Here is a 25,320-nt window from a genome sequence, read left to right as displayed (position 1 = left end):
CGGCAGGCAATTGCCGGCGCTCCTTTCCGTCACCGTGTATGCGCCTCCGGCGGCGGTCTGGTGTCCGGCGTCGGCGTGCCGTCGCCGCCCAGGAAGAACAGGTTGCGCAGGAAGCCCGGCGCCAGCACCGCCAGCGGGTTCACCGACACGTCCGGGTCGGACAGCGGTCCCTGGACATGCCAGGTGGCGGAGAAGATGCCCTGGCCCTCGCCGCCGCTCAGCACGTCGCCCAGCAGCGGGATCTGGCCAATCAGGCGGTTCAGGCCATAGACCGGGACGATGGTGCCCTGGAGGTTGGCGGTTTCCGTCTCCAGATCGATCTGGCCCTCCAGCGTCAGGCCGAGCGCCGAGCCGGAGGTGCGCAGGTCTTTCAGGGTCAGGAGACGACCCTCCTTGCGGAAATCCGCCGACATGCGGCCGAAATTGACGCCCTTGCCGCCGCCCAGCAGTTCGGCGAAGCCGGACGGCGAGATGGCGTTCAGGATGCGCGCCAGGGCCGGCACGTCGATCAGGGTGTAGTCGCGGATTTCCGCCTTGCCGACGATGGCGGCATCGGCCCGCGGCTCGGCCGACCGGCCGGTCAGGGTCAGCCGTCCGCCGCGCATGCGGTCGTTCAGATCCATCGCCTGCAGGGCCGATCCCAGATCCTCGGCATTGATCGCGAGGTCGTAGGCACCCTGCGGACCCGGCCGCCATTTCAGCGACACGCCGCCGCCTTCGCTGCGGCCGGTGAGGTCCAGCAGGGTCCAGGCACTGGCGTCCCGCTTCATGGATCCCGCGACCTGCCGCAGCCGCCGGTTGTCGCCGAACACCACCGAGTCGAACTTGATGGCAATGTCCAGCGGGGTCTTGCGGCCGTCGTCGGTGGGTGACGGCGGCTTTTTCGGCGGCGGCGTGACCGCGCCCTCGCCGGACGGCGTCTTGCCGGTCAGACCGCGGGCGTCCAGGCTGGTGCCGGTGATGGTCCCGGCATAGCCACCGGCCGGACCGCCGGGCTTCAGCGGGGGCAGCACCGTCAGGTCGGCGCGCAGGTCGGTCTGGCCCAGCTTGAAGCTGGGGGTCTGCACCCGCGCCACCCGCTTGCCGCCGTCTGCCAGTTCCAGGTTGGTGACGGATTTCAGCCCGCCGGCATCGACGGTCAGGTTGCTGATCCGGGTCGGGCGGTCCTTGTCGAACTCCAGCGTCAGCTTGCCGGTGCCGGGCTTGCCGGGCGGCTTGGCCCAGCCGAGTTCCTCGATGGACAGCCGGGTCTTTTCCAGGTTCAGGGTGCCGGTCAGCAGCAGCTTGTGCTTGCGGTCCACCGTGAACAGGATGTCGGCGCCGAACGGGCCCTGCACCCGGTCTTCCAGATCGATGCCGTGGGCGCGCAGATCGTCGGCGGTGGCGTCGCCCTTCACCGCGATGCGGGTGCGCGGGCCCTTGGCCGCGCTGTCGAAGGATTCGTTCCAGTCGATGGCGACCGGGATGCCGTCGAGCTTGGTGGTGCCCTTGATCTGCATCGCCTTCAGGTCGAGCGCCAGCGACAGCTCGCCGTCGGTGGCGTTCATCCCGGCCGCCACCTTCTCCACCGCCACCTTGTGCAGCTTGCCCGTCACGTCGAGGTCGAGTTGCTCCACCTTCAGGTCGGCCAGCAGCGGGAAGGCGAAATGCAGCTTCGCTTCGGCCGTGCCCTGGGTGCGCGCCGGGTCCATTTCCAGCTTGGTGGGATAGCCCAGCGGCGGCATGTCGATCAGGGTCAGGATCGAGCGCACCGGTCCCTGCACCGGCAGGCGGATGTCCATCGTTTCTTTGCCGATGTCCAGCCCGCCGATCACCACCTTGCCGTCGCCGACCTCGATGTCGCCCGATTTCGCATCGGCGATCCGGCCGCCCTTGGTCAGGACGGTGAAGGTCTGGCCGTCGGTCGTCGCCTCCACGCTGGCGCCGGTGACCGGCGTCAGGTTGTGGAAATAGCGGACGCTGATGTCCTCGCCGGCGATGGTGGCGAGGAAGCGCGTCTGTTCCGGCGGTTCTCCCGACGGCTTCCCTTGCCCGTCGAGCGGCACGGACAACGCCACCTCCGCCCGCGCCTGCGTCACCGTTCCGTGCGACAGGTTGCGGGTCACCCACTCGCGCGCGTTGGGGCCGGCAATCTTCGGCCAATAGCGGCGAAGCTCGTCCAGCGCCACGCCGCTGGCCGTCGCCTGCGTCTCCACAGCCATGCGGTTGCCGTTGCGCCGGGCGGTGGCGGTGGCCTCCACCCGCGGCTGCGGTCCGCCGGCCTCGCCCAGCACGGCCTCGAACCCGTCCAGGTCGATGCGGTCGCGGTCGCCATGCAGGCGCAGCCGGGCTCTGTCCACCGGCACCGGCCCTTCGAACAGGTCGGGCCGCAGCAGCCGGCCGCGGTCGGCAACGATGTCGGCCTTGCCGCCGGTCGCCTGGAAAGACGGATCGAAGGCCAACTCCACCGTGCCCGACAGCGGCAGCTCCGCTGCCTTCAGCGGCGCCAGCACCGGGGCGAGATCGGCGAAAGCGGCGGGGACGAAGCCGGTCAGCCGCGCGGTCGCCCGGCCGTCCTTGTCCAATCCCTGCTGTCCCGATACCTCCAGCCCGGCGGTGCGCCCACCGGCGGTCAGCGACAGGCGGGCCTGGAGGTCGCGGCCGCGGTCGGTTTCGGCCAACTGGCCCTGGGCGCTCAGCGCCAGCGGTTCGCCACCGTCCGGCGCGCCGGCCTTCAGCGACAAATCCTCGACCCGCAAGCGCCGGCCCGGAACGTCCAGCTTGCCGCGCAAGGCAAGGCTTTGCACCGCGACCGGCTCCGGCCGCAGCGCGGGCAGGGCGACGATGCCGGCGCCACCGCGCAGGTTCAGGTCGACCATCAGGGGTTCGAAGCGGCGGTCGAGCCGCGCCGTGACGGTGCCGGACACCGGCAGCTTCACCGCCGACAGCGGCGCCAGGGCCGGTCCAAACTCCGCCAACGCCGCCGGCTCCAGCCCGTCGACGGACATGGTCAGGTCGCTGGTGGTGTCGGCGATGTTGTAGCGGCCGGCGGCAGAGACGGTCACGGCGCGCGGCGAGGTTGTTCCGCCGGCATTGCCGAGGTCGAGCGTCACGCGGGCACGGCCCTGCGCGCCCTCGGCATCGCGGGTCAGCACCATGTCGGCGCGGGTGGCGTGCCAGGCCAGATCGAGCATGCGGTTCTCGACCCGCAGGTCGGCTCCCGTCACCGACAGGCGGCGCAGCAATCCCAGTGGCCGGTCGATGTCGGGCGGCTGGCGCAGGCTTTCGAGCGCCTCGTCGATCAGGTCGGGGCTGCCGTCCTCGGCCTTGCGGGTGGACTGCGCATCCGACCGCACGTCGAAGGCGAGGCTGCCGTCGGCCCGGCGCAGCACGGACAGGCGCGGCCGGACCAGATCGAGGCGCGTCGGCGACAGGGTGCCGCGGAACAGCGCCGGGATGGAGAAGCCGATGCCCATCTCCGGCACCGCGGCCAGTTCCGTCCCGTCGGCATTCAGCGCCTGCACCCGCCGGGCGCGCAGGTCGAGACGGCGGCCGGTACCCTCAAGCCCGTCCTCCTCCTCCAGCGACAGCACCAGCTCGCCGATGTCGACGTGGAAACGGCCGTCGCGGTCGCTCAGCGCCCGTTCGACATAGGGGATCAGTGGGTCGAGCGCGACCGGCCCCTGCGCCAGGCGCCAGGCGAACAGCCCGCCGGCCGCCAGCGCCACGGCGCCGATCCCGGTCAGCGTCAGGCCGATGATCTTCGCGGTGCGCCGGATCATCGGGCACCGTGAGGAAGAGACGGAGAATCGGCCCGATTGACCTTCCCGTCCGAGACGTGCAGCTTTCTGCACATGTTTTGAGCAGGAAAGACCGCCGTCATGCCGAGCCCCATCGCGTTCTCAAGCCCTTTGCCGAAGCCCTTCGACAGCGCGCAGGCGGCGCTGGGGATGGAGCGCTGGCGCCAGCAGGCCGCCGCGGCGGAGCCGGAGACCCGCGCCTGGGCGGAAGCCTTCGCCGATTCGGAGATCGGCCGGGCGCTGATCGGGGCGGTGTGCGGCAACAGCCCGTATCTCGGCCACAGCCTGACGCGGGAGTTGCCCTTCGCCGCCCGTACACTGCAGGACGGCTTCGACGACACCTTCGCCGCGTTGATCGCCGCCCTCCATGCCGAGCATGGCGAGGAGAAATCGATGGACCGGCTGATGGCGGGCCTGCGGGTGGCGAAGCGGCGGGCGGCACTGCTGATCGCGCTGGCCGACATCGCCGGCGCGTGGCCGCTGTTCCGCGTCACCGGCGCCCTGTCGGAACTGGCGGAGACGGGGGTCCAGCTGGCCGCGAATTTCCTGCTGCGCCGCGCCGGGGAGGCGGGGACGCTGACGCTGCCGGATCCGCAGCGACCGTGGGTCGGTTCGGGCCTGATCGTTTTGGGCATGGGTAAGCTTGGCGGGCGCGAACTCAACTATTCCAGCGACATCGACCTGATCGTCCTGTACGACGACGCTGTTGTGCAGACGCCCCAGCCGGACAACCTCGCGCGAACCTTCATCAGGCTCGCACGCGATCTTGTCCGCATTATGGATGAACGGACCAAGGACGGCTACGTCTTCCGCACCGACCTTCGGCTTAGGCCCGATCCCGGCGCCACGCCGCTGGCGGTTTCGGTCTCCGCGGCCGAAATTTATTACGGCAGCGTCGGCCAGAACTGGGAACGCGCGGCGATGATCAAGGCCCGTCCCATCGCCGGCGATCCCGAGGCGGGCGCCTCCTTCCTCCGCTTCCTGGAGCCCTTCGTCTGGCGCCGCAACCTGGATTTCGCCGCCATCCAGGACATCCATTCGATCAAGCGCCAGATCAACGCCCACAAGGGCCACCGCGAGGTGACGGTCAACGGCCACGACATCAAGGTCGGCCGCGGCGGCATCCGCGAGATCGAGTTCTTCGCCCAGACCCAGCAGCTGATCTTCGGCGGGCGCGACCCGCGCGTGCGGATCGCCCCGACCCTGATGGCGAACGAGGCGCTGCGCGACGTCGGCCGCGTGCCGCCGCAGACGGTGGAGGATCTTGCCGGGGCCTATCATTTCCTGCGCCGTGTCGAACATCGCATCCAGATGATCGACGACCAGCAGACCCACCGTATTCCCGCCGACGATGCCGGAGTGGCGCATCTGGCCACCTTCCTCGGCTATGACGACCCCGCCGCCTTCCGGGCGGAGCTGCTGGCGACGCTGGGACAGGTCGAGGACCGCTATGCCGAGCTGTTCGAGGAGGCGCCGTCGCTCTCCGGTCCCGGCAATCTGGTCTTCACCGGCACCGACCCCGATCCCGGCACGGTGGAGACGCTGACGGGCATGGGCTTCGCCGATCCGGCCCGCGTCATCAGCGTGGTGTCGGCCTGGCATCGCGGCCGCTACCGCGCCACCCGGTCCGGCCGGGCGCGGGAGCTGCTGACGGAGCTGACGCCGGCCCTGCTGAGCGCGCTGACCAAGACTCCGGCCCCCGATTCGGCGCTGATGAACTTCGACGACTTCCTCGGCAAGCTGCCGGCGGGCGTCGGACTGTTCTCGCTGTTCGTCGCCAATCCCTGGCTGCTGGAACTGGTGGCGGAGATCATGGGCATCGCGCCGCAGATGGCGCAGACCCTGTCGCGCAACCCGTCGCTGCTCGACGCTGTGCTGTCGCCCGACTTCTTCGACCCGCTGCCGGGCAAGGAGGACGGGCTGGCCGACGACCACGCCCGCGTGATGGCGCCGGCCCGCGATTTCGAGGATGCGCTGACGCTGTCGCGGCGCTGGACCAACGACCAGCGTTTCCGCGCCGGGGTGCATATCCTGCGCGGCATCACCGACGGCGACCGTTGCGGCGCCTTCCTGGCCGATCTGGCCGACATCGTCGTCCCCGACCTCGCCCGCCGGGTGGAGGAGGAGTTCGCCCAGCGCCACGGCCACATTCCCGGCGGCGCCTGGGTGGTGGTGGCGATGGGCAAGCTCGGTAGCCGGCAGCTGACCATCACGTCCGACATCGACCTGATCGTCATCTACGACGTGGCGCCGGGCCAAGGGGGCGGTGGTGGTCCCCGTCTGTCGGATGGTGCCAAGCCGCTGTCGCCCAACGAGTATTACATCAAGCTGACCCAGCGTCTGACCAATGCCATCACCGCACCGATGGGCGACGGCCGGCTTTACGAGGTCGACATGCGGCTGCGTCCGTCGGGCAATGCCGGTCCTCTCGCCACCTCGCTGGACGCCTTCCTGAAATATCAGACGACCGACGCCTGGACCTGGGAGCATATGGCCCTGACCCGCGCCCGGGTGATCGGTGGCGATGCGGAACTGGCCGGGCGGGTGTCGGCGGCGATCCGCTCGGTGCTGACGGCGCCGCGCGATGCCGACCGGCTGCTGTGGGACGTGGCCGACATGCGGCGGCGGATCGAGAAGGAGTTCGGGACGAGCAATGTCTGGAACGTCAAATACGCCCGCGGCGGCCTGATCGACATCGAGTTCATCGCCCAGTACCTGCAACTGTGCCATGGTCACGAGCGGCCGGACATCCTGCACATCGGCACTGCCAAGGCGCTGGGCTGCGCCGCCCGGACGGGCGCGCTGGCGCCGGAGGTGGCGGAGGATCTGGAGACGACGCTGCGGCTGTGGCGGCGGGTGCAGGGCTTCCTGCGGCTGACCACCGCCGGGGTGCTCGACCCCAACCAGGTGTCGCCCAGCCTGCTGGCCGGGCTGGTCCGCGCCGCCTTTCCTGCCGACTTTCAGGGCGAGCGTGAGCCTGGCGCTGTTGACTTCCCCGAACTGGACCACAGAATCCGTGCCGTCGCCGCCCGAGCCCATGGTCATTTCAAGGCCCTGGTCGAGGAACCGGCGGGCCGTCTGGCCCCACCCGCCACCACGCCTCCGGCCTGAGACCTCGTTTCCCGGCCGGCAAGAAGAAGGATAGTCAAGCAGCCATGACCGTAGACGTCGGATCGCCCGCCCCGGATTTCACCATGCCGACCGACGGCGGGGGCAGCGTCACGCTGTCGGCCCTGCGCGGCAAGCCGGTGATTCTGTATTTCTACCCGAAGGACGACACGTCGGGCTGCACCTCGGAAGCCTGCGGCTTCCGCGACCAGCTGCCCGATTTTTCCGCCGTCGATGCGGTGGTGATCGGCGTGTCCAAGGACAGCGTCGCCAGCCACGACAAGTTCAAGGCGAAGCATGAGCTGACCTTCACGCTGGCGTCGGACACCGACAGCGCCGTCTGCGAGGCCTATGGCACCTGGGTCGAGAAGAGCATGTACGGCCGCAAGTACATGGGCATCGACCGCGCCACCTTCCTGATCGACAAGGACGGCGTGGTGCGCAACGTCTGGCGCAAGGTGAAGGTCACCGGCCATGTCGCGGCGGTTCTGAAGGCCGTGCAGGCACTCTAGTGTGATTGGTTCAAGCGAAATCGCTTGAAGCGTGAATCACACGGAAAACCAAAAGTTCAGAGTCTGTCCGGTGCTTACTGGAGCACCGGACAGACTCTAACCTTAAGCGGGAGGGCGGGGCGCCTTTTTCTCCCGGTGTGGACCGTAGGGGAAGACGCTCCGCCGGCCCGGCTATTCCTCCGGCGTGTGGGCGTACGCCACAAGGGTATTTTTAGAATCACCCCAAACCTGCCTACACTTCGTGCATTCCGGCACCAGAGGCCGCGCAACCCACCGCGGTTTTGGTCCTTCGGCTGCCCCCAGGGATGCACATGCCATGAACGTTGCGAACATTGCCCGGCGCCTCGTCGCTGGAGAGCTTCACTATGCGCTGGGCCGGTTCGAGTCGGTCCGGCGCGGCTACAGTGCCCTGCGCCGCCTGTCCCCCCGGTCGCGCCAGCGGGCGCCGGCCGGCCCTCCCATCGCCTTGCCTCCGCTGCCGGCCACCCTGTTCGCTGGCCAGACGGTGGAGCGCGCGCTGGGCGACCTGCGTCGCGACTCGATCGCGCTCGGTTTCGACCTGCCCTGGTCGATGGTCGAGGAGATGGTGGAGTTCGCCACCCACTCCCCCCTGCAACGGCGGCTGCGCGACGACCGCATGTTCTATCGCCACGACGTCCACAAGGGCCGGCTGGAGGATGGGTCGCCCGCGGTGATGGGCATCGTCCCCGATCCGCTGGACTGCCCGGCGGTGCGCCGGATCTGCCGCGATCCGCTGCTGATGGAGTGTGCCGGCAAGTTCCTGGGCTTCCCCGCCACCAAGATCATCCCGCGCCTGTTCTGGAGCTTCGTCACCGACGCCACCGACGACGAGCGCCGCCAGCTGGGCCAGACCATCGACTGGCACTTCGACGTCCACGACTTCCATTTCTGTTCGGCGCAGTTCTACCTGACCGATGTCGGGCCGGGCGCCGGGGAGCATGCGCTGGTCCGCGGCAGTCATCATGGCAAGTCGCTGCGCATGCTGATGGGCTCTGCCAACGTCCGCGACGAGCAGCTGTTCACCCACTTCGACCGCGACCGCATCCTGGTGGTGGAAGGGCCGGCCGGCACCGGCTTCCTGGAGGACACCTCCTGCTACCATCGGGCCACCCCGCCGGCCAGCCGCGAGCGGCTGATGCTGCAGCTCTGGCTCAGCTGAGCTAGACTGCCCCGCATCGCCACAGGGGATGCGGAGCGGATGATGGAAGCGAAGGAGGGGCTGCGCACGGTCGTCGGCCTGATGAGCGGCACGTCGATGGACGGCATCGACGCCGCTTTGCTGCGCACCGATGGCCGCGACCGGGTCGAGGCGCTGGACTTCCTGACCATCCCCTATGATGACGGCTTCCGGACCCGGCTGCGCGGCTGCCTCGGCAAAAGCGATGTCGGCGGCGGGCCGGTGGCGGAGGTCGAGCGCGACCTGACCGACGCCCATGCCGACGCGGTGCACCGCCTGCTCGACAAGGCGGGCGTCGCGGCGGCGGAGGTCGAGCTGATCGGCTTCCACGGCCACACCATCCATCACGATCCGGACCGGCGCCTGACCTGCCAGATCGGCGACGGCGCCCGTCTGGCCGCGGCAACCGGCATCGCCGTGGTCAACGATTTGCGCAGTGCCGACGTCGCCGCGGGCGGGCAGGGCGCGCCGCTCGTTCCGCTGTTCCACCGGGCGCTGGCCCATGGGCTGCCGCGTCCGCTCGCCGTCCTCAACATCGGCGGCGTCGCCAATGTCAGCTGGATCGGTTCCGACCCGCAGGAGGGAGAAGCCGATGTGGTCGCCTGCGACACCGGGCCGGGCAATGCCCTGATCGACGACTGGGTGCTGCGCCATGGGCTTGGCCGCTTCGATGCCGGCGGCGCGCTGGCGGCGGCGGGCCAAGTGGACGATGCGGCGCTGGCGGCGTTGATGGCCCATCCCTATTTCGACCGCCCGGCGCCCAAGTCGCTGGATCGCGACGCCTTCGACCCGGCGCCGGTGGCGGTATTGTCGCCGCAGGACGGCGCGGCAACCCTGACCGCCTTCACTGCCGCATCGGTCGCCTCCGTCGTGCCCCATTTGCCGGCCCCGCCGGTGCGCTGGCTGGTCTGCGGCGGCGGGCGCCACAACGCCACGCTGATGGCGATGCTGGCCGACCGGCTGGGCGTGCCCGTCCTGCCGGCCGACACCGTCGGCTGGGACGGCGACGCGCTGGAGGCGCAGGCCTTCGGCTATCTCGCCGTGCGCAGCAGGCTGGGGCTGCCGCTCAGCCTGCCGGCGACCACCGGGGTGCCGGTGCCCATGCCCGGCGGCGTGTTCCACCCAGCCGGCTGACCGGAGCCGGTGCGCCCCGTCTGGCCGGCGGGCAGGACATCGCGGCTGGCGTCGCGGCTTCGGGCCGTCGCCAGCAGAACCAATGCTGCGAAGGGCACGAGCCAGATCACACGGTTCTGATAGCGGTCATGGACGGCCGACAGCCCGCCGGTGACGACGGCGTTCAGCGTCAGCCCCAGCCCGATCACCAGGATCAGCATCCGCACCCGTCCGTCGACTCGCCGCCAGCGCCCAAGCCCCAGCGCGGCCATCCCAAGAACGCCGAGCGACAGCGACAGATCCTGGACCAACGCCAGCCCGTCGCGAGGAAAGCGCTGCTGCGTTTGCAGCGACCGGTCGAAGGCGGCATAGACCGGTGCCGGGAAACGGCTGAACAGGCGGCGGGTCAGCGGCTTGACGGGATCGTTCAGGGTGTCGTCGGGCTGGACCTCGACGAACTGGCCGATGGCATTCGTCAGCCCATGCGTGGCGACCGCGGCCGGGCGGCTGGCGATGGTGTTGTGGGCGATCTCCGCCGCCTCCGTCACGAAGCGGGGCTGGTCGCCGAAGCGGCGGCGGGCGCCATCGGGATGCCAGAGGAAATAGTCGGAGGTGACGTAGCCCGGCGCGCTGCGGTCCAGCCTGTCCAGGCTGCCGCACAGCAGGTAATCGCGGCTGGGGCAGGCCTCTGCCAGATAGTCGCGCGCCGGACCGTCGCCGATCAGCCGGGCGAGCAGAAAGACGGGCGAGCTTTCGGACAGCACCGGCCGGCCGGCGGTCAGCAGGTTGGAGCCGGTCAGCAGCCCGACCGCCAGCACCATCGGCAGCAGCACCCCCCAGGCCAGCGACCGCAGCAACGCGCGGTCGTGCCACAGCGCCCAAAGCCCGAGCAGAACGATCATCCCGCCCAGGATCGCCAGATGGCTGAGATGGGAGACGATCGTTCCGGTGAGCGCCGCAACGGTCAGCAGCCGCTGAACGGCGGTCAGGGCCGGCCAGCGGACGACGACGACATAGACAAGCAGGATCGCCAGCCCGGTCAGGAAGTCCGGCATGATCGTCGCGGCGTGCAGAGACAGGCTGGTGGTCAGCCCCAGCACCGCGGCGATGCCGAGGAACAGCCCCGGCCGCTCCGGCACTCCCGCCGCGGTCAGGGCCGCGCGCAGGACCGCCGCCGCCAGGATGCCCTGGGCCAGCGGGACCAGCCAGACGCCCCAGCCTCCGGCGAAGGGCAGCAGGAACAGCATGTAGCCGAAGGGCCGCAGGAAGAAGATGTTGGGCGATGGAAGGCCGTGCGGCGACAGGTCCGGCGGCGGCGTCCAGGCGGGCTGGGCCGCCCGGTGCAGGATGTTGAAGGCCGGCTCCAGATAGCCCGGCGTGTCGTCGAAGGTCAGCGGAAAGCCGTTCAGCACCAGCAACGGTGCGCCGATCAGCACTCCTGCCAGGATGATCGTCAGGACGGCGATCGGGGCAGGCGAAATCCGGGATGCGTTCCAGAAGCGCATGGGCGCCTTCCAGCCATGGCGGTGGATGCGCGGAGGATGGCTGCCGCCGTTGCGGCGCACAACGGATCGGGGGTGGTAGAGCGGGGCAGCGGGGCGGCGCTTCCGGGCATAACCCCCGGCGGCGGGATACCCTGTCAGCCGGTCGGTTCAGCCGGGGTACGTTGCGGCCGACTCCAGCAGCTCGGCCAGCGCCGCCTGCTGGTCGACGCCGCGGAAGTCGGTCTTGCGCTCCATCGCCGCGGCAAGGCGGCGGCGGTACTCGTTGCGCGGGATCTCGACGGCGCCGAACCGGCCGAGATGCTCGGTCACGAACTGGGTGTCGAGCAGGGCGAAGCCGGCGGCGCGCAGCCGGGCGACCAGATGGACCAGCGCCACCTTGCTGGCTCCGGTCTCGCGGCTGAACATGCTCTCGCCGAAATAGGCGCCCCCGATCGCCACCCCGTACAGCCCGCCGACCAGCCGGCCGTCGCGCCAGCATTCCACACTGTGGGCGAAGCCGGCGTCGAACAGATCGCCGTAGAGACGGACGATGTCGTCGTTGATCCAGGTCTTCGGCCGCTCTTCCGTCGCTTCGGCGCACCCCTCGATCACCGCGCGGAAGGCGCTGTCGAAGCGCAGGTCGAACGGACAGCGCCGCAGCGTCTTGCGCAGGCTGCGCGCCACATGGAAGCCGTCCAGCGGCAGGATGCCGCGGCGTTCCGGATCGAACCAGTGAAGCTCCCGCGATTCGGCGCTTTCGGCCATCGGGAAGATGCCGGCGGCATAGGCGCGCAGCAGAATCGGGGCGGACAGGGTGAACATGCCGGTCACTATACCCTCTGCCGGGACGGAACGCGCAAACGTTCGGCATAGTGAGATTTGGCCGGGTGATGCCGGTGTCGAGACCCCGCGACAGAAACATCCTTCCATGGTATGCAACGCAGGGAAGCATAGCCCTGGGGGAAGACCGTCATGCGAAGCGTTGCCGCCGCCATTCTGTCCGTTCTGGTTGCCGGACTGTTCACCGCAAGCCCTTCCTGGGCGCAGAGGCGGGCGGAGCCGGGGACCTTCGATTACTACATCCTCTCGCTGTCCTGGGCGCCGACCTACTGCGCCCGCGACAGGAACGGCCCCGATCCCGACCAGTGCGGCGACCGGAAATACGGCTTCGTCGTCCATGGCCTGTGGCCGCAATACAATGACGGCAGCTATCCCGCCACCTGCACCCGCGACCGCAACCTACCCAAGACGGTGGTGGACCAGACCATGTCGGTGATGCCGAGCGTCGGACTGATGATGCATGAATGGCGCAAGCACGGGACCTGCTCCGGCCTGACCGCGACCGACTATTTCGCCAAGCTGCGCGCCGCTGCGGCCAAGGTGACGATCCCCGAGACGATCAGGACGCCCGGCCCGACCGTGCCGGCGACCCAGGTGGAGCGGCTGTTCCTCGACGCCAATCCCGGCCTGACGGCGGAAGGGGTGGCGGTCATCTGCTCCCGCCGCGACGTGTCGGAGGTGCGGGTGTGCCTGAACAAGGATCTGGGCTTCGTCGCCTGCGGCCAGAAGGTGGTCGACCGCTGCCGCGACCGGGACGCCGCCTTGTCGGCCGATGTGGCGCCGTCGCAGCCGCGCCACAGCATGACGCCCCCGGCCACCCCGGCCCTGCCGCCGGCTCCGGCCCCGGCCCCAGCACCGGCCAGTGTCGGCGCCCCGGTTCGGTAAGGCTCAGCGGCCGTCCGGGTCGCTTGCCAGCGCCGCCATCGCCGCCGGGATCTCCGCCAGCAGTTCGCGGGCGAGGAAGCCCAGCGGGCCGATGCGGCGGGTCAGGCGGTTCCCGGCCTCGCCATGCAGGTAGACGCCCCAGATTGCGGCCTGCTCCGGGCTGGCGCCGCGGGCCAGCAGGCCGGTGACGATCCCGGCCAGCGTGTCGCCGGACCCGGAGGTCGCCAGTCCGACCGTTCCGCCGCGGTAGGCCCAGGCGCGGCCGTCGGGGGCGACGATGCGGGTGCAGCTTCCCTTCAGCGCCACCACCGCCTTCAGCCGGTCCGCCGCCTGCCTCGCGCAGCTGAGCGGATCGGCATCCACCCGGTCGCGGGAACAGCCGAGCAGCCCGGCCATCTCGCCGGCATGGGGGGTGATCACCACGCGGCCCTCATGACGGTGCAGCGCCGCCGCGTTCCGGCGCAGCCCGGCCAGTGCCCCGGCATCCAGCACGAAGCACGGCCCGTCCTCGCCCGCCTCAAGCTGGGTCAGCAGCTCTGCGGTCAGGTCGGCGACCGCCGCCTCGTTCATCATGCCCGGACCGATCAGCACCGTGTCGCAGCGCGAGGCCCGCTCGGACAGCGCCTCGGCCGAATCGGGGGCGATTTCGCCGTCGGCGGTCTCGGGTAGCCCGGCGACCAGCGCCTCCGGCAGGGCAAGGCCCAGATGGGGCGCGATGCTGGATGCGGTGGCGATCTGCAACTTGCCGGCTCCCGCCCGCAGCACACCGATCCCGGCGAGCAGGGCACCACCCGGAACCGGAACGCTGCCGGCCACCACCAGCACCCGGCCGCGGGTTTCCTTGTCGCCGTGAACGTCCGGCTGGGGCAGGGGCATGCCACGCAGAAGCTCGGCGGTGACGGGGATTTCCTCGGTTGGGGCGTCCAATCGCTTCTCCTCGGCGGGTGGCAAGTGATGGAGATGGTGGCTTAGCGGGCGGCGATGGCGGCGTCCGGCTCGGCGGTGACCGGGGCGCCGGCCTCCTCCAGCGGGGCGACGAAATTGTAGCGGTGCAGCAGCAGTCCGCCGCGAGGGCCCGCCTGGGCGTCGAAGCGGTATTCGGTGACGGAACAGTTGGCGACGTCGCCGGCCGCGTCGATGGCCAGGATCTCCTCCTCCGTCAGGTTCTCCAACAGGTAGCGCAGGCACAGCACCACCACCTGATGCCCGACGATCAGCACCCGCCGGCCGCCGTGATGCAGGCTGACGGTGTCGAGCGCGCTGCGCAGCCGCAGGATCACGTCGCACCAGCTCTCGCCCCCCGGCGGCCGGTGATAGAACTTGCCGAGCAGGCGGCGGAACTCCGCCTGCTCGGGAAATTCCTGGTGGATGCCGGCGGTGGTCAGCCGGTCGAGCACGCCGAACTCCTTCTCGCGCAGCCGCTCGTCGACGACGAAGTCGTTGGGGTGGACCGGCATTCCGCCCGACTGGTGCAGCCGTTCCGCCGTGCGCATCGCCCGCCGGTAGGGGGAGGTCAGAACCACGTCCGGCCGCTCCACCGCCGGCATGGCAGCGAACCAGCGGCCGAGCGCGTCGGACTGCCGCTCGCCCAGCGGGCTGAGCGGAACGTCCACGTCGCGCTCGGCAATGTCGATCCGGCTGAGTCCGGCGGCGTGCGCGGCGTCGCGGGCGACGTTCCCGGCGCTTTCGCCGTGGCGGACGATCCAGAGGCGGTCGGGCCAGGGATGCTCGGGCCGGGGGTGCTGCATCGGCGGTCCCGTTTCTTGTTGAGGGAATCTGCCGGGAATAACCGTTGGGGAGCCCGAAAGGTCCCGCCGAAGTGTCCGACCCGGTATGGCAGCCATGCCGCCCTTCCAGTTGCTGCGGTGCAGCGGAGCCTTGTCGGGGGCCGATGGCGCGCCACACTTTCCTGTCCAGTTTCCAAAACATACAGAATGGATCGGACATGACGGACAGCCAGGACGCGGCCCCCCTGTTCCAGCCGGTGACGATCGGGCGCTACAGCTTGCCCAACCGCATCGCCATGGCGCCGCTGACCCGCAGCCGCACCGACAACGCCACCGGCGTGCCGACCGCGATGAACGCCGAATATTACGCCCAGCGCGCCACCGCCGGCCTGATCGTCGCGGAGGCGACCCAGATCTCGCCGCAGGGCAAGGGCTATGCCTACACCCCCGGTATCCACAGCGCCGAACAGGTGGCGGGCTGGACGCTGGTGACCGACGCCGTCCATGCGAAGGGCGGACACATCTGCCTGCAACTCTGGCATGTCGGCCGCATCTCCCACCCCGACCTGCAGCCGGGCGGCGCCCTGCCGGTGGCGCCGTCGGCGGTCAAGCCGGAGATGAAGGCCTTCACCGTCGACGGCTTCAAGGACATCCCGGCCCCGCGGGCGCTCGATGTGTCGGAACTGCCGGGAATCGTCGAGGATTACCGTCGCGCCACCCGCAATGCGCTGGCCGCCGGCTTCGACATGGTGGAGGTGCATGCCGCCAACGGCTATCTGATCGACCAGTTCCTGCGCGACGGCACCAACAAGCGCACCGACGCATATGGCGGTTCCGTCGAGAATCGCGCCCGCTTTCTGTTCGAGGTGCTGGACGCGGTGGTGGCGGAGGCCGGGGCCGACCGCGTCGGCATCCGCCTGTCGCCGCTGAGCCCGGCCAACGACGCCCAGGAAAGCGACCCTATCGGCACCTTCAGCCCGGTGATCCGTCGCCTGAACGGCTACGGTCTGGCCTATCTGCACATGATCGAGGGCGTGACCCGCGGCCCGCATCCCGGATTCGGCGGCGATCTCGCCGAACTGCGCGGTCTCTACACCGGCCGCTACATGGCCAACAACGTCTATGACCGCGCCATGGCGATCCAGGCGACGGCGAACGGTCATGCCGACATGATCGCCTTCGGCCGGCCCTTCATTTCCAACCCCGATCTGGTGGAGCGGCTGCGCATCGACGCCCCGCTGGCCGAACCGGACCAGAAGACCTTCTACGGCGGCGACCGCCACGGCTACACCGACTATCCCACATTGAAGCAGTCGGCCAGCTGATCCGGTGGCGCACGGGGGGCGTGCATAAACCTTCCGAGTCGCTCCGCCGGTCGCGGTACTGGGGTGCCGGAGATGAGGGCCGAGCGGCACTTCGGTGCCGCTTTCGCCCAGCCGGCGAGCCGGCGGATGGGGAAGCGTGAGCCTGGGGTGAGGCAATTAACGGCGATTCGGTCATCTTTCCTTTGGAAGGCTTGACCTGGGATCGGATACCTGTGACAACAGACTTTCGGCACACTCTATGAGCTTGAAGACACATGTTCGACCGCCCGCCCCGCCAGGGCTTCCGCGCTCCCGAGATCACCAAGTCCAACGTCACCGCCACCGTGAAGTGGTTTAACCCCACCAAGGGGTTCGGCTTCGTGTCGCCTGAGGACGGTTCGCCCGATGCCTTCCTGCACGTCTCTGCGGTTCAGGCCGCCGGCTACGACGCGCTGGACGAAGGCACCACCATCACCTGTGACCTGGCCCGTGGGCCGAAGGGTCCGCAGGTTGCCTCCATCCACACGGTCGATACGTCGACCGCTCAGCGTTCGGCCCGTCCGCGGACGACCGGTGGCTTCGACCGTGGCGGTTATGACCGCGGCGGCTACGATGCCGGCGGCAGCACCGGTGGCGAAGAAGTCGACGGCACCGTGAAGTGGTTCAATGCCGATAAGGGCTTTGGCTTCATCACGCCCAGCACCGGTGGCAAGGACGTCTTCGTCCACGTCAACGTGCTGCGCCGTTCGGGCATGCAGACCCTCCAGGAAGGCGATCAGGTGCGTGTCACCGTTCGCCAGGGCCAGAAGGGTCCGGAAGCGGGCAAGGTCGAGTACCTGTAAGGCTCCGGAATATCCGGGCCTCGGCCGTAACGGCGTTCGTCCTCTCCGGACGCACGCCGCATAGGCTGGCTCCGCTTGGCTGAAAAGCCTGACGAGGCCCCGAGCCGACTTGGCTCCGGGCTTCCCGGTGAGAGTCCGGACTTTCAGCGCACGGTGCCTCCCTTCGGGGGCGCGCCGTGCGTTCCTGTCTTTTGTTCTGCTGCTTTTGCGGTCCTGGCTCGTGAGTGATCCGGCCGTGGCTCCAGTTCGGCACGGCTGTTCGTTGCGTGTGTCTTCTCCGCTCTTTTCTGTTTCCTCCCGTCTGCTTTTTTGGCGCCGCCCTCCGGGGCGGCCCGCGCGGGTGAATCAGCCGGCCTGTCCAGGCTGGCGTGCTGGTCTCTTTCCTGCTGCCCCAAGCTGTCGAAGGCGCGATTCGGCATGAACGAGTTGCTGACCGTCCTGCTCCCGGCCGCTGAGGGCGGCGGATGGTCCCTGGCGCAGCTGGTGGGATTTTGCGGCACGCTCGGCGGCATGCTCTGGCCCTTCTTCCGCAGCCGCACCGGCATGCTGCTGGTGCAACTGGTGCCCTGCCTGTGTTTCGCCCTGCATTTCGCCATGGTGGGCTCTCCGACGGCGGCGGCGCTGAACGGGCTTGCGGCGCTTCAGGTGGTGGCGGCGCTGGCGGTCGGCGGCCGGCCTGCCTTCCGCATCGCCTATCTGTTGATTCTGCCGGTGATCGCCGCGGTGATGGCCCTCACCTGGTCCGGTCTGCCCTCGGCTTTCGCGGCGGCGGGAATGGCGCTGATCAGCCTCGCCCGCTACCAAACACAGGTTGCGCGCTTCCGCGGCACCATGCTGGTGGCTTTGCCCTGTTGGTTCGTGCACAACAGTCTGGTGGGATCGGTGCCGGCGATGATCTCGGACGTCACCGGCATCGTCGTCAATGGCTGGATGCTGCTGCGCGGCACCGGGTCGGCGGCCTCATCGACATTGATGGCGACACCAACACCAATTCCGTCGGCAAGCGGGGAGGGGAAGCTGCCATGACCGTCAACCATTCGAACCTGTCGGCGGAAGACGCCGCCGCACTGCGCGCGATCCCGCTGTTCGCCAAGCTGACCGACCGTGCGGTGTCGCTGCTCGGCGGCGTTGCCATTGTGCGGCCGGTGTCGCGCGGCACCACCCTGTTCCTGCAGGACGAGACGGCCGACCGTTTCTTCGTCCTGCTCGACGGCTGGGTGAAGCTGTACCGCCTGACCCGCGACGGGACCGAGGCGGTGGTGCATGTCATCGGCCCGGCGGAAAGCTTCGCCGAGGCCGCCATGTTCGCCGACGGCAAATTCCCGGTCTGTGCGGAGGCGGTGACCGACGCCCGTGTGATGACCCTGACCGCCGACGGATTCGCCCGCTGCCTGCGCGAGGATGACCGCATCGCCTTCGGCATGCTGGGGTCGCTTTCGGTCCGGCTGCGCCATCTGGTGACTCAGATCGAACAGCTCCAGGTCCAGCCGGCGCCGCAGCGGGTCGCTGCCTTTCTGATGCGCGTCTGCCCGCCGGGCGATGGGCCGGCGCAGTTCCTGCTTCCCTTCGACAAGGCGTTGATCGCCCGCCGCCTGGGCATGCAGCCGGAAACCCTGTCGCGGGCGCTGGCCAAGCTGCGGGCGGTGGGTGTGGAGACCCAGGGGCTGACCGTCAACGTCGCCGAGCGGGCCGCCTTGCGCGCCATGGCGGAGGCCGGCGAGGAGGAGTGACGGGATTGGGGGCGCCGGCGGCTGTGACAGCATCGGCTCCGCGGTTCAGACCGGATTGACGGCGCAGTCCCCCCGTGCGAGTTTGCACCCCTTCCGGTACCGCATTTGTTCAGGATTTCGAGGCAGCGATGGGCGACAGCAAGACGGTGGAGACGACATCGGATCCGGCGCAGGATCTGGTGGCCTTCGCCGGTGACCGGCGCTTCGCCACCGTGATGGCGGACCCGCCCTGGCGCTTCGTCAACCGCACCGGCAAGATGGCGCCGGAGCACCGCCGCCTGTCGCGTTACGGCACCATGACGGTGGAGGACATCTGCGCCCTGCCGGTCGCCGATATCGCCGCCCCGACCGCGCACCTCTATCTTTGGGTCCCCAACGCCCTGCTGCCGGAAGGCTTGCAGGTGATGCGCAGCTGGGGGTTCGAGTACAAGACCAACCTGATCTGGCACAAGGTGCGCAAGGATGGCGGGTCGGACGGGCGCGGCGTCGGCTTCTATTTCCGCAACGTGACCGAACTGATCCTGTTCGGTGTGCGCGGCAAGAAGGCCCGGACGCTGCCGCCCGGCCGTACCCAGGTCAATCTGATCGAAAGCCGCAAGCGCGAGCACAGCCGCAAGCCCGACGAGCAGTATGAACTTATCGAGGCGTGCAGCCCCGGCCCCTATCTGGAGATGTTCGCCCGCGGCGCCCGGCCCAACTGGTCGGTCTGGGGCAACCAGGCCGACGACGGCTATGAGCCGACCTGGAAGACCTACGCGTTCAACTCCGCCACCGACCGCGAGGCGGCAGCGGAATGATTTGCGCGGAGTGCTTTGGGTGGGAGCGTCGGCTCCTGCGTCATAGCACTCCCAACGCCTCCAAGTCCCGCCGCAGCGCCTCGGCACCCAGGAACAGGTGCGCCGACATTCCCACCGACTTTGCCGCCTCGACATTGTCGGGGTTGTCGTCGATGAAATAGCACTCCTTCGGATCGAGACCGTAACGATCCATTAGCAGCCGATAGATCGCCGGATCCGGCTTCACCAGCCGTTCCTCACCCGAAACGATGATCCCGTCGAACCCGTTCAGGAAGTCGAAGCGCTTGCGCGTCAGCTCGAACTTGTCGACCGAGAAGTTGGTGATGGCATAGACGGGGACGCCGCGGGCCTTCAGCTCCGCCAGGATGTCCGGGGTGCCGGGGATTGGGCCGGGCACCATGCGCTCCCACATGTCGTCATAGGCGCGGATCAGCTCGGCGCAGTCCGGATGCTCCTCGGTCAGCAGGGCGACCGCATCCTTCCAGGGGCGGCCGCGGTCCTGCTCCAGGTTCCAGGCCGGGGTGCAGACCCCGTCGAGGAAATCCTCCATCAGGTCTTCATAGCCGTCGAACAGTTCGCGGTAGAGATGCCGCGGGTCCCATTCGATCAGCACCTGCCCGACGTCGAAGACGACGACGCACGGCTTGGCCCGCTCGGTCATTCCGGTCATTGAACGATCTGCCTCAACCCTTGGCGCGGGCGGCGTCGGTCAGCCGCTTCATATCGTCCAGCTTGATGGCGCCGGGCACCAGCTCGTCACCGAAGACGAAGGCGGGGGTGCCGCGGATGTTCAGCTTCTCGGCAAGCGCCTGGTTGGCGGCGATCACCTTCAGCACGTCCGGCGATTCCATGTCCTTCTTGAGCCGGTCGGTGTCGAGACCGACCGACTTGGCCAGCCGCATGATGACCGCCTCGTCCAGCTGGCCGCGCTGGGCCATCAGGGCATTGTGGAATTCGACATACTTGCCCTGACCGCGCGATGCCAGCGCCGCCTTGGAGGCGACCAGGGACGCCGGCCCCAGGATCGGGAATTCCTTCAGCACGAAGCGCAGCTTGGGATCGCCCTTGATCAGCGACTGGGTGTCAGCCTGTACCGCCTTGCAGTAGCCGCACTGGTAATCGAAGAACTCGACGACCGTGACGTCGCCCTGCGGGTTGCCGATGACCGGATCGGCGGGGTTGCGGAGCAGTTCCTGCTTGTTCTCGGTCAGCGCCTTGCGGGCCTGTTCGGCCTCCGCCGTCTTCTGGCGCTCCTGCATGGCGTCGACGGCCTGCAGGATCACCTCCGGATGTTCCATCAGATAGTCGCGGACGATCTTCTCGATGGCAGCCTTCTGGTTGCCGTCGAAGCTCGCCGATTGCGCATGGGCCGGAGCGGCGGCGGACAGCGCCAGCGCCGCGACGGGCAGGGCGAGCAGGGCGGAACGCAGGAACGGCAGGGCGGGGCGCATAAGGCGGCGCATGGGGGGCAGTCTCCGAAACACGAAGGGCATTGGGCCGAAGGCCGCCCACACTGGACCGACAATCCGGTCCGGACAAGCGCAAAACGCCTGCCCGGACCTCACGTTTCAGCGAGCGGCCGTCACCCGTCAGCCGTCAGCGGGCGCGCAGAAGTTCGCCCACCGACAGCAGAGCCATCTCGTCGCCGTCGGCCTTGCCGATGGTCCGGCCGGTGGAATAGGGCAGGTTGTTGTCGTTGACGACGACGATGTGGTCGCCATCGACGATGTTCACCCCCTCAGGCCCGAGATGGGGCATGACGAAGCGGCCTTCCGGGGCCTGGCCGGCGCGGGCCTTGCGGTCGGGGTCGGCGATGTCGGTCAGGTCGATGTAGCCGACCTTGCGGACGAAGCCCTCGGCATCCGCCCCGGCGATGTCGATCTTGTAGATGCGCTTGAAGGCGGCCGGCGCGTTGAAGCAGTCCGGCTTGACCTCGCCCTGGCAGGCCTGGGTCTTCGCCCCTTCGGTGGTGTCGTCGCGCTCGATCACCAGGGCGCTGCCGGCGTCGATCATCGCCATGTCGGCGACGACGTTGGTGTTGTCCTCCAGCCTGTACTTCCACGACTTGCCGGTGTACGTGCGGCTGGCGACGTCGAATTCCAGGATGCGGGTGTACGCGCGGCCGTCCTTGTTCTCGAAGGCGTTGGCGGCGGCGTTCCACAGCGGGCCTTCCAGCGACGGGTACAGCGTCTTGCCGTCCGGCGACACCCCCATCGGCTCGAACCCGCGGGAGCGGCGGACCTCGAAGCTGACGGCGCCCGGCACCGCCGGCAGACCGTTGTTGCGGTAGTGGTCGGGCGAGCGGGCCGGCTTGCCGTCGATCACCGTCTCATGCACGGCGATCACCACGCCGTCACGGCTCAGTTCCAGGATATAGGGGCCGAACTCGTCGCCGATGAACAGGCGGTCGTTCTGGACCACCAGCGATTCGGGATCGAAATCGGCACCGGTCAGGTAGCGGCTGCCGGTGTTCTCGTTGACGATGGCGAAGGGGATCTTGCGGTCGGGATCGCGCAGGAAGGTCGTTTCCAGCCGCTGCATGGCGCCGCTCTGCCAGTCCGGCTTGACGCGGTGGACCATCAGCAGCGCATCGACCGAGTTCACCTTGCTGCCAAAACCGTTGTCGGTCAGGGCCAGGAACTCGCCATTGGGCTGCGGCACGACGGCGGAGAAGCCCTGCACCGCTTGGCCTGCGACCGGCAGCATGATCTCCGTCTCGCGCGGAGCCTTCGGGTCGGCGGCGAAGGAGGTGGCGCGGATGGTGCCCACGGCGTCGACGCGCTTGCGGTCGGCGTTGGTGAACTTGCCGGCGGTGGCGAACAGCGGACCGGCGTCGGCCGGCGCCTGTACCAGCGTGTCGGCCGGCAGCACCGCATGGCCGGCCAGCGTGGCGGGATAGCGCTTGGCCTGCTGGTCCTGCGCATGGGCGGCGGTAACGGTCAGGCTGGCGGACATCAGGGCGACGGTGGCAAGCAGGGCGCCACGCCAGGGGGAGAGGCGCCAGGACGGCAGGCGGACTGACGGCATGCGGTGTACTCCGTGGACGGAACCGCGCGCCCTGTTTCACTCAGGCGCGCTCGATGTCCGCGGAATAGCAAGCGGCGATGACGTGGCCGGGACGGTTCAATGACCGTTGCGTTACCGGAAGGACGCTTTGGTCATATGACCCGGGCACCCCGACAATCCCGTCAGCGCTCCGGCTTGTCGGCCCCGCCGGTCTGGCCGCGGATGTCCTGGGCGCGCAGCCAGCCGGGCGATCCGGCAGGCAGCGTCCTTTCCGCCCGCTCCGCCTGGGCCTTGGCCATCGGCATGTCGCCTCTTGCCAGCGCCTCTTCCGCCGTGGCGTAGGCGACCATGCCGTCGTTCTTCTTCATGCTCCAGGCCTGGGCAGTCAGCCGCCACAGGAAGGCCGACTGGGCCTTGCCCTTGGATGCGATCTGCAAATTCTTCAACGCCTCGTCGGCCAGACGGGGATCATGCTGCTCCAGCAGGGCATGGGCGAGGGAGACGCGGATCGTGCCGGCATCGGAACCGGCCATCTCCACCGCCTTCCGATAGGGGGCCACCGCATCCGGCGCCCGGCCGGTCTGCAGCATCAGGTCGCCCTTCATCTCGTAGAGATAGGGGTTCTTCGGTTCGTCGGCGATCAGGCCGTCGACCAGCGGCGTCGCCTGCTTGACGTCGCCCTGGCGGAAATAGGCATAGGCGCGGCCGTAGCGGGCGGCCGGCGACGGATCGTTCACCTTGTAGCGGACCAGGGCGCCACGCGGGTCGAGATAGCCGAAAAGCTTGGCCTGGACGCGCCGCAGGTCGGCCTCCGTTGCCGACGGCAGCTGGGCATTGCTGTATCGGGAGCGGGCAACGAAGGCCTTCACCGCGTCGATGCGCTCGCGCGTCAGCGGGTGGGTCAGGCGATAGCCGGCGTCGCGGTCGTTCATCAGCGGGTCGTTGACGCCCAGCTTCTCCAGGAAGGTCTCCATCCCCTTGGCGGAGATGCCCGACTGTTCCAGGAAGGACAGGCCGGCCTGATCGGCCGAGGCCTCCTGGGTGCGGGAGAAGGACAGGTAGTTCCGCTCCGCCAGATGCTGGCCCAGCATGACGCCGGCCGCACCGGCGCCGGCATTGCGCGAGGCCAGACCGCCGGCGATGCCGAGACCCATGCCGAGCAGCGAGGCGAGGAAGGCATTGTCCATCGCCTCGGCCCCGCGGACCAGATGGCCGCCGGAGATGTGGCCGGTCTCGTGCGCGATGACGCCCAGCAGCTGGTCGGCGTTGTCGACGTCCAGCAGCAGCCCGGTGTGGATGAAGATGTTCTGTCCGCCGGCGACGAAGGCGTTCACCGTCGGATCGTTGATCAGCAGAATCTGCACCGAGTCCGGGTCGATGCCGGCCGCCTGGAAGATTGGCCGGGCCATCTTGCGGATGATATGGTCCGTCTCGGCGTCGCTGAGGATTTGCATCTCCGACCGGCGCTGCGCGCTCGCCGGTGGCGCTCCCCACACCAGCGACATCAGACATACGGACATGATGGCGACGACCGAAACCAGCCTGCTGGGCTTGCGCACCGTGACGACCTCCGGCTTGGAACAGCGGACCCCCGCGCACGACCGGCGGAGCCCGCGACACACTCGCTTGCAAATCTGGCAACGGTTGGGCGCGGTTGCCATAGCTGCATCACTGCTGCCGGGCTGCGTCAACACCAAGTTCAAGACCGACGCCACGGTTCAGAGCTTCGTCGTCGCCGACGAGCCCTATGCCGCCGGTGTGGGTCGCGACATCATCGCCCAGGGCGGCAAGGCCGGCGACGCGGTCGCGGCGATGGCCCTGGCGATGACCGCCAGCCTGCCGTCGCGCGTCGGGCTGACCGGCGGCGGCGTCTGCGTGCTGTTCGACGCGGCGTCGAAGAAGGCCCGCACCATCGATTTTCTGCCGCGCCCGGCCGGTGCCGGCGGCGTCGCCATGCCGGCGATGGCGCGCGGCCTGTATGCCGTCCAGGCTGCCGCGGGTGCGATGCGGTGGGAACAGGTCGTCGCCCCGGCCGAACAGCTGGCCCAGTTCTCCCCCGGCCTCAGCCGCGCGCTGGTGCAGGATCTCGGCACCTTCGGCGGGCGGCTGGCGCCCGACTCGGAGACGAGGCGGCGCTTCCTCGGCAGCGGCACTCCGGCGGTCGGCGCCGTGGTCGGCCAGCCGGAGCTGGCGGCGACCCTGTCGGTCCTGCGACGCCAGGGGGTGGGCGCTTTCTACAACGGGCCGCTCGCGGCGACGGTTGCCCAGGGCGCCGGCATCGACCCGGCGCAGCTGCGTGCCTACCAGCCGCGCGTCGGCGGCACACTGACCGTGCCCTTCGACATCACCGATCTGCATGTTCCCGACATGAGCGATCCGGAGACCGGTGCCGCCCTGGTCCAGGCCTGGAAAGCGGTGGCGTCTCTGCCGCCGGCCGAGCGCGCCACCCGTGCCGCCCAGCTGCTGGGCGCCACCGGAAAGGGGCCGACCACCACCGGGGCTGCCGCAGGAGCCGGCGTGATGGTGATCGATCCCGACGAGAACGGCGCCGCCTGCGCCTTCACCCAGGGAGCGCCCTTCGGCACCGGCCGCGGCATCCCCGGCACCGGCATGCTGGTGGCCCAGGGGGTGGACCGCGGCGATTTCGGTGCGCCTGCGCTGATCGCCAACTCCATCGTCGGCCGCACTTTGTTCGCCGGGGTCGGCACCGCCAACGGCGACGACGGCCCGGCCGCCGGCCCGGCGGCGCTGCTGTCGGTCGCCCTGCCGTCCGGTCTGGAGGAGACCTCCACCGCGCCGCAGATTCAGGCAGCCCGGCCGCAATCCATTCCCGGTCGCGTCAGCTTCATCGGTTGCCGGGTATCGACCGAGAACGGGATCCGCTATTGCCAGACGGCGAACGACCCGCGTGCCGGCAGCCTCGCGCTGACGGTGGAAAGCGAGCGCAAGCGGGACTGAGTCCCGGACAATAATGGCCCGGCCCAAGGCCGGCGAC

At 69.2% G+C, this 25,320-nt stretch carries 20 protein-coding genes; 11 read left to right on the top strand and 9 right to left on the bottom strand.

Features of this window, described 5'->3' with window-relative positions; all coding sequences use genetic code 11:
• Nucleotides 1–29: 29 nt before the first annotated feature.
• Nucleotides 30–3,761: an AsmA-like C-terminal domain-containing protein gene (locus VH569_RS01880; protein ID WP_423313558.1), complete on the bottom strand. Its 3,732-nt coding sequence runs from the start codon at nt 3,759–3,761 to the stop codon at nt 30–32.
• Nucleotides 3,762–3,860: 99 nt separating this feature from the next.
• Between VH569_RS01880 and VH569_RS01875 the strand changes: the two genes are divergently transcribed.
• The 4 genes from VH569_RS01875 (at nt 3,861) to VH569_RS01860 (ending at nt 9,731) form a co-directional block, all read left to right on the top strand.
• The gene (locus tag VH569_RS01875) at nt 3,861–6,890 is read left to right on the top strand and encodes a bifunctional [glutamine synthetase] adenylyltransferase/[glutamine synthetase]-adenylyl-L-tyrosine phosphorylase (protein WP_423313556.1); all 3,030 of its coding nucleotides are present in this window, start codon (nt 3,861–3,863) and stop codon (nt 6,888–6,890) included.
• Nucleotides 6,891–6,934: 44 nt separating this feature from the next.
• A complete protein-coding gene (bcp, locus tag VH569_RS01870) occupies nt 6,935–7,399 on the top strand; it encodes a thioredoxin-dependent thiol peroxidase (protein ID WP_423313554.1) in 465 nt (154 codons plus the stop codon).
• Nucleotides 7,400–7,715: 316 nt separating this feature from the next.
• On the top strand, nt 7,716–8,579 hold the full coding sequence (locus VH569_RS01865; RefSeq protein WP_423313552.1) for a hypothetical protein: 864 nt from the start codon (nt 7,716–7,718) through the stop codon (nt 8,577–8,579).
• A 39-nt stretch (nt 8,580–8,618) separates the two neighbouring features.
• A complete protein-coding gene (locus VH569_RS01860; RefSeq protein WP_423313550.1) occupies nt 8,619–9,731 on the top strand; it encodes an anhydro-N-acetylmuramic acid kinase in 1,113 nt (370 codons plus the stop codon).
• On the opposite strand, the gene VH569_RS01855 is transcribed toward VH569_RS01860, so the two are convergent.
• Nucleotides 9,629–11,215: a hypothetical protein gene (locus tag VH569_RS01855; protein WP_423313548.1), complete on the bottom strand. Its 1,587-nt coding sequence runs from the start codon at nt 11,213–11,215 to the stop codon at nt 9,629–9,631. The genes VH569_RS01860 and VH569_RS01855 overlap by 103 nt on opposite strands.
• A gap of 147 nt (nt 11,216–11,362) precedes the next feature.
• On the bottom strand, nt 11,363–12,016 hold the full coding sequence (gene aat, locus VH569_RS01850; RefSeq protein ID WP_423314115.1) for a leucyl/phenylalanyl-tRNA--protein transferase: 654 nt from the start codon (nt 12,014–12,016) through the stop codon (nt 11,363–11,365).
• Between the two features lie 150 nt (nt 12,017–12,166).
• Between aat and VH569_RS01845 the strand changes: the two genes are divergently transcribed.
• Complete coding sequence (locus VH569_RS01845; RefSeq protein ID WP_423313546.1) at nt 12,167–12,919, top strand: ribonuclease T2 family protein; 753 nt, start codon at nt 12,167–12,169, stop codon at nt 12,917–12,919.
• A 3-nt stretch (nt 12,920–12,922) separates the two neighbouring features.
• Here the strand turns inward: VH569_RS01845 and VH569_RS01840 are convergent, their stop codons facing one another.
• Together VH569_RS01840 and VH569_RS01835 are read right to left on the bottom strand one after the other, a co-directional pair.
• Entirely contained in the window at nt 12,923–13,846 is a 924-nt protein-coding gene (locus tag VH569_RS01840; RefSeq protein ID WP_423313544.1) for an NAD(P)H-hydrate dehydratase, read from the bottom strand.
• Nucleotides 13,847–13,887: 41 nt separating this feature from the next.
• Entirely contained in the window at nt 13,888–14,667 is a 780-nt protein-coding gene (locus VH569_RS01835; protein ID WP_423313542.1) for a histidine phosphatase family protein, read from the bottom strand.
• Nucleotides 14,668–14,864: 197 nt separating this feature from the next.
• Here VH569_RS01835 and VH569_RS01830 point away from each other — a divergent pair, with 197 nt between their 5' ends.
• The 5 genes from VH569_RS01830 (at nt 14,865) to VH569_RS01810 (ending at nt 19,319) form a co-directional block, all read left to right on the top strand.
• Nucleotides 14,865–15,971 (top strand): alkene reductase, encoded by a 1,107-nt coding sequence (locus VH569_RS01830; protein ID WP_423313540.1) that lies wholly within the window; start codon nt 14,865–14,867, stop codon nt 15,969–15,971.
• A gap of 254 nt (nt 15,972–16,225) precedes the next feature.
• Nucleotides 16,226–16,792 (top strand): cold-shock protein, encoded by a 567-nt coding sequence (locus VH569_RS01825; RefSeq protein WP_098739171.1) that lies wholly within the window; start codon nt 16,226–16,228, stop codon nt 16,790–16,792.
• A gap of 417 nt (nt 16,793–17,209) precedes the next feature.
• A complete protein-coding gene (locus VH569_RS01820; RefSeq protein ID WP_423313537.1) occupies nt 17,210–17,818 on the top strand; it encodes a YgjV family protein in 609 nt (202 codons plus the stop codon).
• Entirely contained in the window at nt 17,815–18,522 is a 708-nt protein-coding gene (locus tag VH569_RS01815; RefSeq protein ID WP_246307108.1) for a Crp/Fnr family transcriptional regulator, read from the top strand. The genes VH569_RS01820 and VH569_RS01815 overlap by 4 nt, the downstream gene beginning before the upstream one ends.
• Before the next feature lie 128 nt (nt 18,523–18,650).
• Nucleotides 18,651–19,319 (top strand): MT-A70 family methyltransferase, encoded by a 669-nt coding sequence (locus VH569_RS01810; RefSeq protein WP_098739173.1) that lies wholly within the window; start codon nt 18,651–18,653, stop codon nt 19,317–19,319.
• A gap of 40 nt (nt 19,320–19,359) precedes the next feature.
• Here the strand turns inward: VH569_RS01810 and VH569_RS01805 are convergent, their stop codons facing one another.
• From VH569_RS01805 to VH569_RS01790, 4 genes are all read right to left on the bottom strand, one after another.
• Entirely contained in the window at nt 19,360–19,989 is a 630-nt protein-coding gene (locus VH569_RS01805) for an HAD family hydrolase (protein ID WP_423313534.1), read from the bottom strand.
• 13 nt (nt 19,990–20,002) lie between these two features.
• Entirely contained in the window at nt 20,003–20,782 is a 780-nt protein-coding gene (locus VH569_RS01800) for a DsbA family protein (RefSeq protein WP_423313532.1), read from the bottom strand.
• Between the two features lie 133 nt (nt 20,783–20,915).
• On the bottom strand, nt 20,916–22,346 hold the full coding sequence (locus VH569_RS01795; protein WP_423313530.1) for an esterase-like activity of phytase family protein: 1,431 nt from the start codon (nt 22,344–22,346) through the stop codon (nt 20,916–20,918).
• A 161-nt stretch (nt 22,347–22,507) separates the two neighbouring features.
• The gene (locus VH569_RS01790) at nt 22,508–23,884 is read right to left on the bottom strand and encodes a M48 family metalloprotease (protein ID WP_423313528.1); all 1,377 of its coding nucleotides are present in this window, start codon (nt 23,882–23,884) and stop codon (nt 22,508–22,510) included.
• A gap of 67 nt (nt 23,885–23,951) precedes the next feature.
• Here VH569_RS01790 and VH569_RS01785 point away from each other — a divergent pair, with 67 nt between their 5' ends.
• Nucleotides 23,952–25,283 (top strand): gamma-glutamyltransferase, encoded by a 1,332-nt coding sequence (locus VH569_RS01785; RefSeq protein WP_423313526.1) that lies wholly within the window; start codon nt 23,952–23,954, stop codon nt 25,281–25,283.
• The last annotated feature ends 37 nt before the right edge of the window (nt 25,284–25,320 follow it).

Origin of the sequence: Azospirillum sp. 11R-A, assembly GCF_049472615.1 — a bacterium.
In the GTDB taxonomy this organism is placed as follows: domain Bacteria; phylum Pseudomonadota; class Alphaproteobacteria; order Azospirillales; family Azospirillaceae; genus Azospirillum; species Azospirillum palustre.
This window is presented reverse-complemented; position numbering and strand designations above follow the sequence as displayed.

Bases quoted from the DNA above. Each gene is read 5' to 3' on its own strand.
- VH569_RS01880 (WP_423313558.1), bottom strand. From the start codon at position 3,761: ATGATCCGGCGCACCGCGAAGATCATCGGCCTGACGCTGACCGGGATC.
- VH569_RS01875 (WP_423313556.1), top strand. From the start codon at position 3,861: ATGCCGAGCCCCATCGCGTTCTCAAGCCCTTTGCCGAAGCCCTTCGAC.
- bcp (WP_423313554.1), top strand. From the start codon at position 6,935: ATGACCGTAGACGTCGGATCGCCCGCCCCGGATTTCACCATGCCGACC.
- VH569_RS01865 (WP_423313552.1), top strand. From the start codon at position 7,716: ATGAACGTTGCGAACATTGCCCGGCGCCTCGTCGCTGGAGAGCTTCAC.
- VH569_RS01860 (WP_423313550.1), top strand. From the start codon at position 8,619: ATGATGGAAGCGAAGGAGGGGCTGCGCACGGTCGTCGGCCTGATGAGC.
- VH569_RS01855 (WP_423313548.1), bottom strand. From the start codon at position 11,215: ATGCGCTTCTGGAACGCATCCCGGATTTCGCCTGCCCCGATCGCCGTC.
- aat (WP_423314115.1), bottom strand. From the start codon at position 12,016: ATGTTCACCCTGTCCGCCCCGATTCTGCTGCGCGCCTATGCCGCCGGC.
- VH569_RS01845 (WP_423313546.1), top strand. From the start codon at position 12,167: ATGCGAAGCGTTGCCGCCGCCATTCTGTCCGTTCTGGTTGCCGGACTG.
- VH569_RS01835 (WP_423313542.1), bottom strand. From the start codon at position 14,667: ATGCAGCACCCCCGGCCCGAGCATCCCTGGCCCGACCGCCTCTGGATC.
- VH569_RS01830 (WP_423313540.1), top strand. From the start codon at position 14,865: ATGACGGACAGCCAGGACGCGGCCCCCCTGTTCCAGCCGGTGACGATC.
- VH569_RS01825 (WP_098739171.1), top strand. From the start codon at position 16,226: ATGTTCGACCGCCCGCCCCGCCAGGGCTTCCGCGCTCCCGAGATCACC.
- VH569_RS01820 (WP_423313537.1), top strand. From the start codon at position 17,210: ATGAACGAGTTGCTGACCGTCCTGCTCCCGGCCGCTGAGGGCGGCGGA.
- VH569_RS01815 (WP_246307108.1), top strand. From the start codon at position 17,815: ATGACCGTCAACCATTCGAACCTGTCGGCGGAAGACGCCGCCGCACTG.
- VH569_RS01810 (WP_098739173.1), top strand. From the start codon at position 18,651: ATGGGCGACAGCAAGACGGTGGAGACGACATCGGATCCGGCGCAGGAT.
- VH569_RS01805 (WP_423313534.1), bottom strand. From the start codon at position 19,989: ATGACCGGAATGACCGAGCGGGCCAAGCCGTGCGTCGTCGTCTTCGAC.
- VH569_RS01800 (WP_423313532.1), bottom strand. From the start codon at position 20,782: ATGCGCCGCCTTATGCGCCCCGCCCTGCCGTTCCTGCGTTCCGCCCTG.
- VH569_RS01795 (WP_423313530.1), bottom strand. From the start codon at position 22,346: ATGCCGTCAGTCCGCCTGCCGTCCTGGCGCCTCTCCCCCTGGCGTGGC.